Consider the following 13,322-nt stretch of genomic DNA (forward strand, 5'->3'; position numbering starts at 1 on the left):
GCCCGCTGTGACCGAAACCGTCGTCGTCCTGGACCCGATCAGCGAGGACAGCGTCACCCGCCTCCGCGCCCTGCTGCCGCCCGGCCTCGTCCTCACCCACGGCACCGCCCGCGGCGATGATCACCTGAAGGAGATCATCGCCGGGGCCGAATACGCCATCGCCGGCCAGGTCGGCGTCAGCGGCGAGGTGCTGCGCGCCGCGCCCCGGCTCAAGCTGCTGCACAAATGGGGAGTCGGGGTCGACAACCTCGACCTCGACACGGCGCGCGCGCTCAACATCCGGGTCGCCCGCACCACCGGCAGCAACGCCGTGCCGGTCGCCGAGTTCACCCTGGGCCTGACGCTGGCGGCGCTGCGCTGCATCGCCTTCGGCCATGCCGAGCTGAAGAAGGGCCATTGGCGCACCGCCACCGCGATGCCGATGCAGACCTTCATGCTGACGGGCAAGACGGTCGGGATCATCGGCTTCGGCGCCATCGGCCAGGCCTTCGCCCGGCTGCTGAAGGGCTTCGGCTGCACCATCCTCTATTCCAAGCGCACGCCCCTGCCCGCCGCCGAAGAGGCCGCGCTGGGCGCCCGCTTCGCCACGCTGCCGGAGATCCTGGCCCAGTCCGACGTCATCACGCTGAACTGCCCGCTGACGCCGGAGACCAGGAACCTGATCGACAAGGCCGCGCTGGCGGCGATGAAGCCGACCGCCGTGCTGGTCAATGCCGCACGCGGCGGCGTGATGGTGGAGGCCGACCTGGTCGAGGCGTTGCGGGCGCGCACGATCCATGCCGCAGCCATGGATGTCTATGAGATCGAGCCGCTGCCGCCGGACAGCCCGCTGCTGACGCTGGACAACCTGGTGGTGACGCCGCATCTGGCGGCGATCGCGGCCGACAATTTCGTCAAGACCGTCAACCAGATGTTCGGCAACATCGCCTGCGTCGCCCGGGGCGAACCGGTGCCGGAGCGCGACCTCGTGGTCTGAGCTCGCGAAGACATCGCCGGCCGCTTGCCGCCGGCGATGTCCACGGGTGTGCGGTTCAGCTTCCATGCGTCTGGCGTTGGTCGACCTCCCGGCAGGATCTGCCGGCGGCTTGTCCATGCCAGGGCGGATACATGAGTTTCGACCGTCCGATACGATGGCGTCCTCGCGCAATGCGATACAACGCTACCGCTTGGCGTGATGCATGCCCGACATTCCCAACCCACCGCCTGCCGCGTTCAGGTCGGGCACGATGGCGATGTTCGCCATCATGCCGGCGTCCTCATGGTCGAGGATGTGACAATGCAGAACATATTCGCCGATGTACCGGTCATACCGAGTCCTGACCCGGATCTGGTAGTTGTTCTCGACGATGATCGTGTCGCGGAACGTATGCCACATACCGCAATACTGGTTGGCGAGCTGCTGCTGGTCGGACGACACGATGTCCGGCCGGCAGGTGCCGTCCGGATTGTAGATCGAGACCTGCTGACCGTTAGCGTCCGTGGTGGTCACGTCGATCACCTGGAACGGATTCACATGGATATGGAAGATGTGCGGCTCGCCCTGGGAGGTGAGCAGCCAGTCATCCGTCGTGTTCACCTGGCGGGTGAAATTCACCACATCGGGATCGTACGACTTGCCGTTGATCGTGAAGGCCGGGAAGTTGATGACGAAGTTCGCCTGCTGCTCCTGGTCGTCAACCGCGGGTGGCTGCAGTGTCTCGAACGGCGCCCAGGGCCGCAGGTCGCCATCGCGCAGGCCGGCGCGGACGGCGTCGGGCAACTGCGGATTGGCGTCGTACAGCGCTTTCCCGACATAGGCCTGCAGATCGCCGGTCACAGCCTGGCCGCCGCGCACATGGATGTAGGCCAGCAATTGCGGCGTCGACGGTCCCTGGCCGCCGCCGTTGCCGTTCGACACGCGCTCCGCCGGCGGCGCTGCCTGGTTGAGCAGGCAATAGTCGCCATCCGACGGGAACGCGACCAGGATGTCGCTGCGGTATCCGGGCTGCAGGTAGTTCGACTCCAGCACGCCGCCGACCTCGGAGGCGTGGATGGTGTTCATCCTGGTCCGCGTCAGCCCGTCCAAGGCGATCTCGAATTGCGGGATCAGCGTGGCGGGCGTGGCATTGCAAGCGGCCAGGACGTCGGCCTTCTGCTGCTGGCGGTTGCCGCTCAATGCCGAGGCGGCGATCAGGTTCTTCGGGCCCACCGGCGTGGCGCGCACGATCTGGACATTGATGGTGTCGTGGATGCCGGAGTGCACGAACCGCCAGCGCTGAATCTCGCCGGCCGGCACGGTGAGCGTCGGCTGCACCACACCGTTGATGCTGGTGAAGCGGCCATTGGTATCCCAGATGGTCGGCGAGTCGAGTTGCAGCGCGAAGTTCTCGACGACGCCGGGGCTGACCGGATTCCCGGGCGTGGGCAGCGGGCACGTCCAGGGCGCGTTGGCGATCGTGTCATCGCTGTTGACGTTGTAGAGCCCTTCGGTCGTGTAGATCTGCTGCCAGGGGCCGCCTGGCTGGTTTGGCTGGTTGGCGAAGCAGGCATAGGCGATCTGCTGGAACAGGAAGAGCTGCTCCTTGAAGGGCGCGCCATCGGCGTCGTGCAGCACCGTGTCGATGTCGGCAATGGGGTGCGGGTCCTGCGGTGACGGCGGTGTGTAGGGACGGTCGCCCTTGATGATCAGCGCGCCCGAGGCGCCGCTCGCCACCTGCACCGCCGTCGAGCCGTGGCGATGCGCGTGGTACCAGAACGTCCCCGCCGGATGGTCGGCCGGGATGTTGATCTCGTAGGGAAACTTCGTCTGCGGCGCGATGTTGAGCAGCACGTTGTCGCTGTTGCCGGCCGGGGACACGTGCAGACCATGCGTGTGCAGATTGGTGGTGTTGAAGCAACCGACGCCGGCCGGCAGGCTGAGGCCCGACGGAGGATTGTCGAGGCAACTCGGGTCGTCCTTGTCGAGGCCGTTGATCAGGTCGAAGCGCAGCGTATCGCCTGGCTTGACGAAGACCGCCGGGCCCGACGGACAGCCGCCGTATGACCGCAGCTCGACCGGATCCATCCCGTCCTTCTGCGGGTCGGTGGGATCGGGGTTGTTGATGAAGAAGCGGCCGAGCACGAAGTTCAGCTCCAGCGAGACGATGGCCCCGTTGCGGGAGATCGACCCTTGCGGCTGGCATCCGCCGGTCGCCGGTGGCGCGGCCTCCAGCCGCACCACGCTGTCCTGGCCCGGCAGCGTCGGCGGCGCCTCGAACGCGCGGGGGCCGGGCGCCGCTGAGGCCGGCAGGGCCAGCCCGAGCGCGCCGATCAACGGAACGATGCGTGGGAAGGTCTTCATCATCTTTCCCTTACTGGTGTGAGAGACCGCTCGAGGGTCCGGCGCGACGATCGCGATAAGGCCGTCGAACCCGGCCAAGGATCAGTCGGTCCGGACGGCGTAGAAGGACGCCACGACGCCGGCCGGCGCCACGGTGCCCGGAGAGCCGCCGCTGTGCGGGATGGTGCGGATCACCGAGCCGACGATGGCCGGGCGCTGGTCGACGCCGTTCGGCCACGCCGGAACCAGGGAACCCCAATAGTCGTAGATCCACTCATCGCCGCTCACGATGCCGACGCCCTGAAAGCGCACCTGCATGGGCGAGCCGTAGGCGCGCGAGCCTTTCAGGGCAAGCGACCAGCCAGGACCGCCGATCGTCCCCACCAGGAGCTGCATCGGCGCTTCGGCGATCTCGATCGTGCCGCGGCCGAACTCAAGATTGTTGAAGGCCGTGTTGACGTCGGGATCGTTGAGCAGGCTGCGGTAGGTCCAACGTCCGACGAAGGGATTGTCGCTCATGATGCCTCGCTGGTTGGGACAGGGCCGCCGCGACCGATCAGGTTCGCTCGACGCTGATGGACTGGTGTGTGAGATCGTCGGCCGGCCTGGCGCCGGGCTCATAGGAGTTGCGCACAATGGAGCCGAGTCTGGACCACGCGATGACCATCCCGAGATCGCCGAGCGAGGTCTGCGGGATGCCGCGGCTCCAGGTGGTCCACGCGTAGTTGGGCCCGCCGTCGTCGATCGAGGCGAGCTCGAAGCACTGCAACGGCCGATGCGCCGGTCATCACAATACAGTCCAGGTCCGCTCGTTGTTGTCGCTGCCCGGCCAGGGGTTGTTCCAGTCGGCGAAGATGATGTCGACCGGCTGCGTGATGCGCTTGTTGGAATCGAACCGCCAGGGTATGGCCATGTAATTGATCAGATCACACGACGAAGTGAACACAACTTTGATTCGTTAAATCTCAAGAAACACTTTTTTCAGACCTCCATCGTTCCTATATTTATTTGCGATCGTCGTTTGCAACTTAGGAAAGATGAATTTTCGAAACCAAGATGAATTTAACATGCGATTTAAAATGGCGCAATTCTGATTCTTCAATGTGCTTGGCACATCCTTGTATCAAAAATTGCCGTCATTGATTTTGACTAAAATTCTATTATTCTTTGACAAACACCGATAAACTCTTGGTGCACTTGGGCAAAACACCTGAGGCAGCGCGCTGATCCTCGACCTGCTGGTCCCGCCGATGCTGCCATCGGCGGCAAGCAAGCGGCCGATCTCGTCTTCATCGTTGATGCCCTGCAGAATGCGCCATTGCGCGCCGCCGTTAACTAGTGGTTGAAATCTGACACCTGGTACCTGTCCGGTGAGTCGGCTTAGAGTCCTTTTGGAAAATCAGGGATGGGCAATTCTGCGCAGCAAGATGCCGCCCATGGCGAGGAAGACCATGGCTTCGGAGACGTCGATGCGCTGCTCGTAGTCGCGCACGAGGCGTCGCCAGCGGGTCATCCATCCAAAGCTTCGCTCGACCACCCAGCGCCGCGGCAGAACCTTGAAGCCGGGCTCGGCATCGGCGCGACGGACCACCTCGATGACGAAGTCGAGGAAGGCGGCCTTGTCCATCAGCCGGAGCCGGTCGTAGGCGCCGTCGGCGAACAGGTGCTTGACCCAGGGCCAGCGCTTGCGGATGCCGTCGAGAATGGCCTGGGCCCCCGCGCTGTCGGAGATGTCGGCGGGGGTGAGGTTGACCATCAGCAGCCGGCCATCGGTATCGACGGCGATGTGACGCTTGCGGCCGACAATCTTCTTGGCCGCATCGTATCCCCGCGCCTCGGCGTGTGGCGCCTTGACCGACTGGCTGTCGATCACCGCCGCCGAAGGCGAAGCCTCCCGTCCGACCCGCTCCCGGTCGCACATCAGGCACAGGTCATGGATGGTCCGGAACAGGAAGCGCCGCATCAGCCGGCGGAACCACCAGTAGACCGTCTGCCAGGGGCCGAAATGGACCGGCAGCATCTCCCAGCCGCAGCCCGACCGCACCAGGTAGCGCAAGGCGTTGATCACCTCCCGCAGATCGGCCTCCCGCGGCCGCCCCCGGCGCGACGGCTTGGGCATCAGCGGCGCAATCCGCTCCCATTCCTCGTCCGTCAGGTCCGTCGGATAACGCTTGGTCTTCCGGGCAATCTCGGCCATCCGGCCACGGCTCTGCTTCGTCCACATCCTAAGCTTGAATCACAAACACAGCCCTCCGGGAAGCTCTATCCCGATTTTCCAAAAGGCCTCTTAGGGCGGAAAGCGGCCGGTCACGTCCAGCGGAACAGGGGCCGGACCACACCAGTGAGCGGGCATAGCTGGATGGTCCGGATCGGCCCATTGCAGACACAAGTCACGGTCCTTCCCGAGCTAGGATTTGGTGCGAAGCGCTGCAATGAGTGCAGCCAGCGCGGGAGGGGTCTGCCGCCGGCTGGGGTGATAGAGATAGTAGCCGGGGAAGGTCGGGCACCACTTCTCCAGAATCCGCGTGAGCCGCCCGGCCTCGATATCCGCCGCCACCCCGTCCTCGTAGGTGAACGCGAGGCCCTGGCCCGCCAGAGCCGCCTCCCGGATCAGGTCGACATTGTTGAACACGAGGGGGCCCTCAACGCGGACCTCGAAGGGCCGTCCCTTTTCCTCGAAGTCCCAGGCGTAGAGCCCGCCCGTCTTGACGTGCCGGTAGTTGATGCAGCGATGGCCTGAGAGCTCTCGAGGCGTCCTGGGCACCGGATGGTCGGCGAAATAGGACGGTGCGCCGACGACCGCCATCCGGATGTCCGGCCCGATCCTGACCGCGATCATGTCCTTCTCGACGATGTCGCCGAAGCGGATGCCGGCGTCGATGCGGTCCGCGACGATGTCGGTCAGGTTGTCGTCGATGATCATGTCCACCCGGATATCGGGGTGGGACGCCAGGAAGCCCGGCAGGACAGGCATGACGACGGTGGAGACCGCATGCTTGGTCGCGGTGATCCGCACGGTGCCGGACGCCTTCCCCCGCAGGGCGCCGACCGCATCCACGCCCGAGGCGATCTCGCCCAGTGCGGGGCGCAGGGAGCGCAGCAGCGTCTCGCCCGCTTCGGTCGTCGACACCGAGCGCGTGGTCCGCGACAGGAGCCGCACTCCGAGCCGCTCCTCAAGCGCTTTCATGGCGTGGCTCAACGCCGGCTGGGACATGCCGAGCTCGGCCGCCGCCCGGGTGAAGCTGCCCTCCTCGGCGACGACGGCGAAGGCGGCGAGGTCGTACAGATCTCCTCGCTTCATTTATGCACCACATGAATAAGCCCAAGTGAATTATAGCGGCTAATCGAAATCGGATGCCAGGACCATCTGGTGGTTGGCGACCCGGGGCGGACCGATCCGGCGGTCCTCGGTGGGAGACCGGCCAACGTCGAGGAAGAGGTCATGGCGTACGATCTGAGTGTCAACGGAGAGCGGCACAGCGCGGACGTCGACGGCGATACGCCGTTGCTCTGGGTCATCCGCGACGTGCTGGGAATGACCGGCACCAAGTACGGGTGCGGTGTCGCGCAGTGCGGCGCCTGCACCGTCCATATCGATGGCCAGCCGGCGCGGTCCTGCGTGACCCCGGTCGAGAGCGTCGGGGGGTCGGCGATCACCACGATCGAGGCGATCCACAATACCCCGAGCGGTCTCAAGGTTCAGAAGGCCTGGCAGGATCTCGACGTGGTGCAGTGCGGGTACTGCCAGTCCGGGCAGATCATGTCCGCGGCCGCCCTGCTGTCCGAGACGCCTGATCCGACCGATGCCGATATCGACGCCGCCATGTCGGGCAACATCTGCCGCTGCGGCACCTATGTTCGCATTCGCGCAGCGATCAAGCATGCCGCGACGCTCGACGGCAGCGCGAAGCAGGAGGGCTGAAAATGGACATGAAGGTCTCTGCCTCCGAGGCATCGTCCGTCGACTCCCGGCTGTCGCGGCGTCACTTCCTGCGCGCCGGCGTCGCCGCCGGGGGCGGTCTGCTGATCTCGATCAACGCGCCGATGTTTCCCGCAGCGGCCGCGGACGCGTCGGCTGCGACCTTCGCTCCGGGCGCCTTCATCAGGATCGACACGGCCGGCCAGGTGACCGCCATCATCCCTCAGGTCGAGATCGGGCAGGGCGTCTACACCTCGATGCCGATGCTGCTCGCGGAAGAGCTGGAAGTGGAGCCCGGCCAGATCCGGGTGGAGCACGCGCCGCCGGACGACAAGCTCTATGCCAATCCGAAGCTCGGGTTCCAGGCAACGGGCGGCTCGACCTCGATTGCCGCGTTCTACGAGCCGTTTCGGCAGGCCGGCGCCGTGGCGCGCACGATGCTGGTTGCGGCGGCCGCAGAGATTTGGGGTGTCGACGCCTCCGGCTGCCGGGCCGGGAACGGCACCGTGATCCATGATGCGAGCGGCCGGAGCCTCGGCTATGGCGACCTGGCGGCCAAGGCGGCCACGCTCCCGGTGCCGGAGACGGTCGGGCTGAAGGATCCGAAGGACTTCAGGGTCATCGGACGGTCGCTCAAGCGGCGGGATTCCGTCGACAAGACGACGGGCCGGGCCCAGTACAGCATCGATTTCATGCTGCCCGGCATGAAGATCGCGGTGGCCCAGGCTTCGCCGGTCATCGGCGGCAGGCTTGGCGGCATGGACGAGGCGGCGGCCCTTTCCGTTTCCGGGGTCCGGAAGGTGGTCCGGTTCGATGAGACCGTGGCGGTCATCGCCGACCACACGGGCGCGGCACGGAAGGGGCTCGCTGCCCTGAACCCGCAATGGGACGGCGGCGCGGCGGCATACTCGAGCTCTGATCTGGTGGGCGAGCTCGACAAGGCCATCGCCGGCACCGCCGTGGTCGCGACCAACGAAGGCGACGTCAAGGGCGCACACTCCGTTGCCGCCAGGACCCTCGACGCCAGATACGAAGCGCCGCTGCTCGCCCATGCGACGATGGAGCCGATGACCTGCGCCGTCCGGATCACAGCCGATGGCTGCGACGTCTGGGTCGGGACCCAGGTGATCGCCCGCGTCCAGTCGGCGGTTGCCGAGGCTATCGGCCGTCCCGTCGAGACGGTGCGCGTGCACAACTTCCTGATGGGCGGCGCGTTCGGCCGCCGGCTGGAGACCGACTACGCGGTGCAGGCGGCCAAGATCGCCCGGCAGGTCGATTTTCCGGTCAAGGTCATCTGGACGCGCGAGGAGGACTTCCAGCACGACGCCTTCCGTCCACACTACGTCGATACGCTGTCCGCGGCGCTAGATGCGAACGGGATCCCGACGGCCTTCTCGCACCGCGTCGCCGGGTCCAGCGTGATGGCCCGCTGGACGCCGGCCTGGTTCGTCAACGGGCTCGACCCCGATGCGGTCGACGGCGCGGCCGGGCCCTACAGGTTTCCCAACCAGCTCATCGAGTACAGCCGCTCGGAGCCGCCGGCGGGACTCATGACCGGCTGGTGGCGCGGCGTCGGCGTCACCCACAACGCCTTCGTCGTCGAAAGCTTCATCGATGAGATGGCCGAGGCGGTCGGCAAGGATCCTGTCGAATTCCGCAGACTCCTATTAGCGGAATCGCCACGCGCCAAAGCTGTCCTCGACCTGGCGGCCGAGAAAGCCGGCTGGGGCACGCCGATGCCTGCCGGCAAAGGTCGCGGCGTCTCGGTGATATTGCTGTTCGGGACCTATGTGGCGGAAGTGGCCGAGGTCTCCGTCGACGACCAGGGCGACGTCCGGCTCGACCGCGTGGTCTGCGCGGTCGATTGCGGCCGGGTCGTGAACCCCGACGGCGCCAAGGCGCAGATCGAGGGCGGCATAATCTTCGGCGCCAGCGCGGCGCTCTACAACGCGATCGACATCGACAAGGGTCGCATCGTGCAGACCAACTTCGACACCTACAGGGTCATGCGGATCGACGAGGCCCCCACGATCGAGGTCCATTTCGTGGAGAACGACCAGCCGCCCACCGGCACCGGCGAGCCCGGCACCGCGGCGATCGCAGGGGCGATCGGCAACGCGATCTTCGCCGCGACCGGCAAGCGGCTGCGCAAGCTTCCGGTCGGCACGGGCGCGATCAACGCCTGAGACAGGCGGCCGGTCGACCTCATCTCCCTTCTCTTGAAATCTGGAGACATCCTATGCGCAAGCGCGAGCTTGGAAAGAGCGGCCTGACGGTTTCGGAGCTCGGTTTCGGCTGCATGAGCCTGAGCTCCGGCTATGGCGCGCCCACCGAGAGGACGGCGGCCATCGCGGTCATCCGCGCCGCTTGCGAGGGCGGCGTGACCTTCTTCGATACGGCCGAAGTCTACGGCCTGCGGGCCAATGAGGAGCTGGTCGGCGAGGCGCTCGCACCATTCCGCGACCAGGTGGCGATCGCCACGAAGTTCGGCTTCGACCTGGACAACTACCCCGGCCTGAACAGCCGCCCCGAGCACATCAAGCGCGTGGCCGAGGCGTCGCTCAAGCGCCTGAAGACCGATGTGATCGATCTGTTCTACCAGCACCGCGTCGACCCGAACGTCCCGATCGAGGATGTCGCCGGCGCCGTGCAGGACCTGATCCGGGACGGCAAGGTGAAGCATTTCGGCCTGTCCGAGGCGACAGCCCGGACGATCCGCCGCGCCCATGCCGTGCAACCGATCGCCGCGGTGCAGAACGAGTACTCGCTGTGGACCCGCGACTGGGAAGCCGATGTGCTGCCGACATGCGAGGAGCTCGGGATCGGCTTCGTGCCGTGGAGCCCGCTGGGCCAGGGCTTCCTGACGGGGAAGATCACGGCGAACACGACATTCGATGGCACATCCGACCTGCGGGCCAGCTTTCCCCGCTTTGCGCCCGAGGCCATTCGCGCCAACCAGCCCGTGCTCGATCTGCTGAACGGCATCGCAGCCCGGAAGGAGGCGACTCCCGCGCAGATCGCCCTGGCCTGGCTGCTGGCGCAGAAGCCGTGGATCGTTCCGATTCCGGGCACGACCAAAGTCGAGCGCCTGCGAGAAAACCTGGGCGCAGCCAAGGTCGAACTGAGCGCCACGGACCTTCACGACATCGAACAGATCTTCGCCACCATCCAGGTGCGGGGCGAGCGACTGTCGGAAGAACACATGGCGAGCATCGACCGTTGATCGCAGCAATGACCGGCCGAAGTGCCGAAAAAGGGGTGAACCCGCGGTCAACAGAAGGTCCGCCTTCAGCCGCGGGTGCGTTGACCAGAATGTCCGCTCCGGAGCGGCCCGACAGTCGGTGGAATGTCCGCAAAGGAGGTGAGCAGACGCTCGACCGGCCGAGCCGGAACTTCCGCAGAGGGTCGTCTCCCGTCATTCCACACAGGTACCAAGCGTTAGACGCGCACCACTAGCCGGCGACGGCGCTGTGGATTCTGCGCCGATGCGTCCGTCCGAGAGCCTCGAACCGAGTTCCATCGACACTGGCAGGGCCAGCAGATGGTCGGGAATCGTCGGCCGCACAGACCTTTCGGATTGGCGCACGCTCTCGCGCATCTCGGCCGGCAGCGCTTCCCAGACGCGAACGAGCTCACCGACGGACTTCAACTCCATCTTGCGCATGGCGTTGCTGCGGTGAAGCTTGACCGTGACCTCGCTGAGGTCGAGGTCATAGGCGATCTGCTTGTTGAGGCGTCCCAGCGCCACCGCGCACATCACCTGCCGCTCGCGCGGCGTCAAGGTCTTGAAGCGGTCTGCATGCAGCCGGGCGACCCGGGCCTTGGCGCGCTGCGCGGCATCCATCGCAACGCCCGCAATCACGGCGTCCAGCAGCGTCTGATCGCGCACCGGCTTGGTGAGGAAGTCGACGGCGCCGGCCTTCATCGCCTGGACCGTCATGGGAATGTCGCCGTGGCCGGTGAGGAAGATGATCGGCTTGGAATTGCCGGTCTGGGCGAGCTGTCGCTGCAGATCGAGGCCGCTCGCCCCCGGCATCCGCACGTCGAGAATCATGCAGCCGGCGGCATCCGACAGGTCGGCGTCGAGGAAGTCGCGGGCCGACGCGAAGCAGACCGGCTGAAAGCCCGCCGACAGGATCAGCTCCGACAGCCCCTCCCGAACGGACTCCTGGTCATCGACGATGATGACGAGCGGTTGGTCCGCCGCGCTCCTGCGCTGCGATGACAACGGCACCGACCTCTCTGGAAGCGGCTGGTCAATGTGCATGATGATCCTCCACGTTTCGGTCGCTCAGGACACGCTTCTTCACCGGTCACGAAGCTCGAAGCGGTCGAGCTTGCTGTCGAAAGCAGTTTCAGATGCGGCTCCGATCAGCTCTTGTCGGCTGTGTCGACTTTGACGCTGATCCACGGAACCCGGCCAGTTAGGACTGGTTAAGTCGAGTTAATCGCACGGCCGAAGCGTCCACCCCGCGAATGCGCCTTTGGCTCGTGCAATGAAGGCCGCGACCATCGCGGCGGAATCGACCTTCGAAGCCGGATCAGCCTATCGGAAAGGCGCCAAAACCCGGCCATAGGCAGCACGGCACCAATACCAACATATAATTCAGGGGCAGCGAGGGACCGGCTATTGTCACTTTCGCCGCGGTTCTTCCCCCCAACGCGGCACGTGGCCCGGCCTTCATTCCCCCCATGAAGCGGTCACGCACTCGATGCGCTGTCTTTACCCCAGCAGCGCTGGCGGCCCGGCCACACGAGTTGAAGCCTCGCCTGCGGCCGGGCCGCATTTCTCTTCGGCTCAGGCGCGCCGCTCACGCTGCTCGATGTGAGAAACGGCGCAGGGACGCGCCTTCCCGACGGTGCGGTCGAGACCGCGATGGCGGATCCGTCGGGTTGCCGGACCCGGCGCGCGGGTTGCCAGGCTCAGCACCCGGATTTACCAGTCTTAACTCGAACCGGAATCCGAACAGGCGCAGCATTCCTTCCGTCAAGGCGCCTTCGGGAGCCAGCCGTCGATGCGGGACCCGGTCAGTTGTCCACAGATCACGCAGAGAACGTTGGACATACGGTCGCGCGAGGCTGCTGCCGGATCCGCCCCCGAGATCCGATATCGCGAGCCGGGGTCACAGAATGAATGACGCAAGTTGGGTTCTCGAGCCGATAACGCAGGACTTCCTCGATACGATCGGCGAGAACCCCGACCTGTGCCGTCGATCGCCCGAGGATGCGCGCCGCGCGCTGGTCCGGATTCAGGCCGGCGCCGTCGGACGGCCTTCCGCTCAGATCGAAGACACGGCGTTTCCGGTCGGGCCGACCGGATCAGTGGCTGTCAGGATCGTCCGGCCCAGCGATGCGCAGAGAACGCTTCCGGTCATCGTCTACATCCATGGCGGCGGTTGGTGTCTCGGAGATGTCCACACTCACGACCGGATCGTGCGAGAGCTGGCCGTCGCTGCGCGGGCGGCGCTGTTCTTTGTGGAGTACGACCGCTCACCCGAAACGCGGTACCCGGTCGCCCTGGAGCAGATCTATGCGGTCCTCGCCCATGTTGCCGCACATGGTGAGAGCCTTGGTGTGGACCCCACGAGGCTTGCCGTCGTCGGGGACGGCGCGGGCGGCAACCTGGCTGCCGCGATCACGCTCCTCGCGCTGCAGCGCCGCGGTCCGAAGATCGATCTGCAGATCCTGTTCTATCCGATCACGGATGCCGATTTCGCCACATCCTCGTACCAGACCTTCGCAGACGGACCGTGGCTGACGAAAGCGGCCATGGAACGGTTCTGGGATGCCTATCTTCCCGACGCCGCGTTGCGAAACGAGATCACCGCTGCGCCCCTGCGGGCTTCCGTCGACCAATTGCGGGGGCTGCCCGATGCGCTGATCATCGTCGCGGAGAACGATGTCCTTTGCGATGACGGCGAAGGCTACGCCCGCCTGCTCATCAGCGCTGGCGTGAGGGCGACCTCGGTCCGCTATAGCGGCACCATTCATGGATTCGTCGTGCTGAACGCGCTGGCGGACACGCCGGCAACACGAAGCGCCATTGCCCAGGCCGTCGCCGCTCTGCGCTCCGTCCTGGACTGAGCGCCGATCGACATCCGAGAC

12 protein-coding genes are annotated in these 13,322 nt (G+C 65.8%); 5 read left to right on the top strand and 7 right to left on the bottom strand.

Going from position 1 to position 13,322, the window contains the following annotated elements:
• Nucleotides 1-7 precede the first annotated feature (7 nt).
• Entirely contained in the window at nucleotides 8-976 is a 969-nt protein-coding gene (locus FFK22_RS03680; protein WP_138887393.1) for a 2-hydroxyacid dehydrogenase, read from the top strand.
• 183 nt (nucleotides 977-1,159) lie between these two features.
• Here FFK22_RS03680 and FFK22_RS03685 read toward each other — a convergent pair whose 3' ends face one another.
• The 6 genes from FFK22_RS03685 to FFK22_RS03705 all read right to left on the bottom strand — a co-directional run bounded on the left by FFK22_RS03685 (nucleotide 1,160) and on the right by FFK22_RS03705 (nucleotide 6,599).
• On the bottom strand, nucleotides 1,160-3,322 hold the full coding sequence (locus FFK22_RS03685) for a multicopper oxidase family protein (RefSeq protein ID WP_138887392.1): 2,163 nt from the start codon (nucleotides 3,320-3,322) through the stop codon (nucleotides 1,160-1,162).
• Between the two features lie 78 nt (nucleotides 3,323-3,400).
• Complete coding sequence (locus tag FFK22_RS03690; RefSeq protein ID WP_138887391.1) at nucleotides 3,401-3,817, bottom strand: hypothetical protein; 417 nt, start codon at nucleotides 3,815-3,817, stop codon at nucleotides 3,401-3,403.
• Between the two features lie 37 nt (nucleotides 3,818-3,854).
• Nucleotides 3,855-4,067 (bottom strand): hypothetical protein, encoded by a 213-nt coding sequence (locus FFK22_RS03695; RefSeq protein ID WP_138887390.1) that lies wholly within the window; start codon nucleotides 4,065-4,067, stop codon nucleotides 3,855-3,857.
• 18 nt (nucleotides 4,068-4,085) lie between these two features.
• Nucleotides 4,086-4,211 carry a hypothetical protein gene (locus FFK22_RS44320; protein WP_306770068.1) on the bottom strand — a complete coding sequence of 42 codons (126 nt, stop codon included), beginning with the start codon at nucleotides 4,209-4,211 and terminating at the stop codon, nucleotides 4,086-4,088.
• Between the two features lie 486 nt (nucleotides 4,212-4,697).
• On the bottom strand, nucleotides 4,698-5,522 hold the full coding sequence (locus FFK22_RS03700) for an IS5 family transposase (protein WP_143956794.1): 825 nt from the start codon (nucleotides 5,520-5,522) through the stop codon (nucleotides 4,698-4,700).
• A gap of 183 nt (nucleotides 5,523-5,705) precedes the next feature.
• Nucleotides 5,706-6,599: a LysR family transcriptional regulator gene (locus FFK22_RS03705; protein ID WP_138887388.1), complete on the bottom strand. Its 894-nt coding sequence runs from the start codon at nucleotides 6,597-6,599 to the stop codon at nucleotides 5,706-5,708.
• Between the two features lie 141 nt (nucleotides 6,600-6,740).
• Here FFK22_RS03705 and FFK22_RS03710 point away from each other — a divergent pair, with 141 nt between their 5' ends.
• Genes FFK22_RS03710 through FFK22_RS03720 form a run of 3 tightly spaced genes read left to right on the top strand, consistent with a single transcriptional unit; the run spans nucleotide 6,741 to nucleotide 10,440 of the window.
• Nucleotides 6,741-7,220 (top strand): (2Fe-2S)-binding protein, encoded by a 480-nt coding sequence (locus FFK22_RS03710; RefSeq protein WP_138887387.1) that lies wholly within the window; start codon nucleotides 6,741-6,743, stop codon nucleotides 7,218-7,220.
• A 2-nt stretch (nucleotides 7,221-7,222) separates the two neighbouring features.
• Nucleotides 7,223-9,403, top strand: coding sequence for a xanthine dehydrogenase family protein molybdopterin-binding subunit (locus tag FFK22_RS03715; protein ID WP_138887386.1), 2,181 nt, complete (start codon nucleotides 7,223-7,225; stop codon nucleotides 9,401-9,403).
• A gap of 53 nt (nucleotides 9,404-9,456) precedes the next feature.
• Nucleotides 9,457-10,440: an aldo/keto reductase gene (locus FFK22_RS03720; protein WP_138887385.1), complete on the top strand. Its 984-nt coding sequence runs from the start codon at nucleotides 9,457-9,459 to the stop codon at nucleotides 10,438-10,440.
• 192 nt (nucleotides 10,441-10,632) lie between these two features.
• On the opposite strand, the gene FFK22_RS03725 is transcribed toward FFK22_RS03720, so the two are convergent.
• Nucleotides 10,633-11,484 (bottom strand): response regulator transcription factor, encoded by an 852-nt coding sequence (locus tag FFK22_RS03725; RefSeq protein ID WP_138887384.1) that lies wholly within the window; start codon nucleotides 11,482-11,484, stop codon nucleotides 10,633-10,635.
• A gap of 863 nt (nucleotides 11,485-12,347) precedes the next feature.
• Here FFK22_RS03725 and FFK22_RS03730 point away from each other — a divergent pair.
• Entirely contained in the window at nucleotides 12,348-13,301 is a 954-nt protein-coding gene (locus FFK22_RS03730) for an alpha/beta hydrolase (protein ID WP_138887383.1), read from the top strand.
• Nucleotides 13,302-13,322: the final 21 nt, after the last annotated feature.

This window comes from Mycobacterium sp. KBS0706 (assembly GCF_005938675.2).
GTDB lineage: Bacteria > Pseudomonadota > Alphaproteobacteria > DSM-16000 > Inquilinaceae > Inquilinus.

What these genes read in the sequence shown, in the direction of transcription:
- FFK22_RS03710 (WP_138887387.1), top strand. Translation starts at nt 6,741, where the DNA reads ATGGCGTACGATCTGAGTGTCAACGGAGAGCGGCACAGCGCGGACGTC.
- FFK22_RS03700 (WP_143956794.1), bottom strand. Translation starts at nt 5,522, where the DNA reads ATGTGGACGAAGCAGAGCCGTGGCCGGATGGCCGAGATTGCCCGGAAG.
- FFK22_RS03715 (WP_138887386.1), top strand. Translation starts at nt 7,223, where the DNA reads ATGGACATGAAGGTCTCTGCCTCCGAGGCATCGTCCGTCGACTCCCGG.
- FFK22_RS03685 (WP_138887392.1), bottom strand. Translation starts at nt 3,322, where the DNA reads ATGATGAAGACCTTCCCACGCATCGTTCCGTTGATCGGCGCGCTCGGG.
- FFK22_RS03720 (WP_138887385.1), top strand. Translation starts at nt 9,457, where the DNA reads ATGCGCAAGCGCGAGCTTGGAAAGAGCGGCCTGACGGTTTCGGAGCTC.
- FFK22_RS44320 (WP_306770068.1), bottom strand. Translation starts at nt 4,211, where the DNA reads ATGGCCATACCCTGGCGGTTCGATTCCAACAAGCGCATCACGCAGCCG.
- FFK22_RS03690 (WP_138887391.1), bottom strand. Translation starts at nt 3,817, where the DNA reads ATGAGCGACAATCCCTTCGTCGGACGTTGGACCTACCGCAGCCTGCTC.
- FFK22_RS03725 (WP_138887384.1), bottom strand. Translation starts at nt 11,484, where the DNA reads ATGCACATTGACCAGCCGCTTCCAGAGAGGTCGGTGCCGTTGTCATCG.
- FFK22_RS03705 (WP_138887388.1), bottom strand. Translation starts at nt 6,599, where the DNA reads ATGAAGCGAGGAGATCTGTACGACCTCGCCGCCTTCGCCGTCGTCGCC.
- FFK22_RS03730 (WP_138887383.1), top strand. Translation starts at nt 12,348, where the DNA reads ATGAATGACGCAAGTTGGGTTCTCGAGCCGATAACGCAGGACTTCCTC.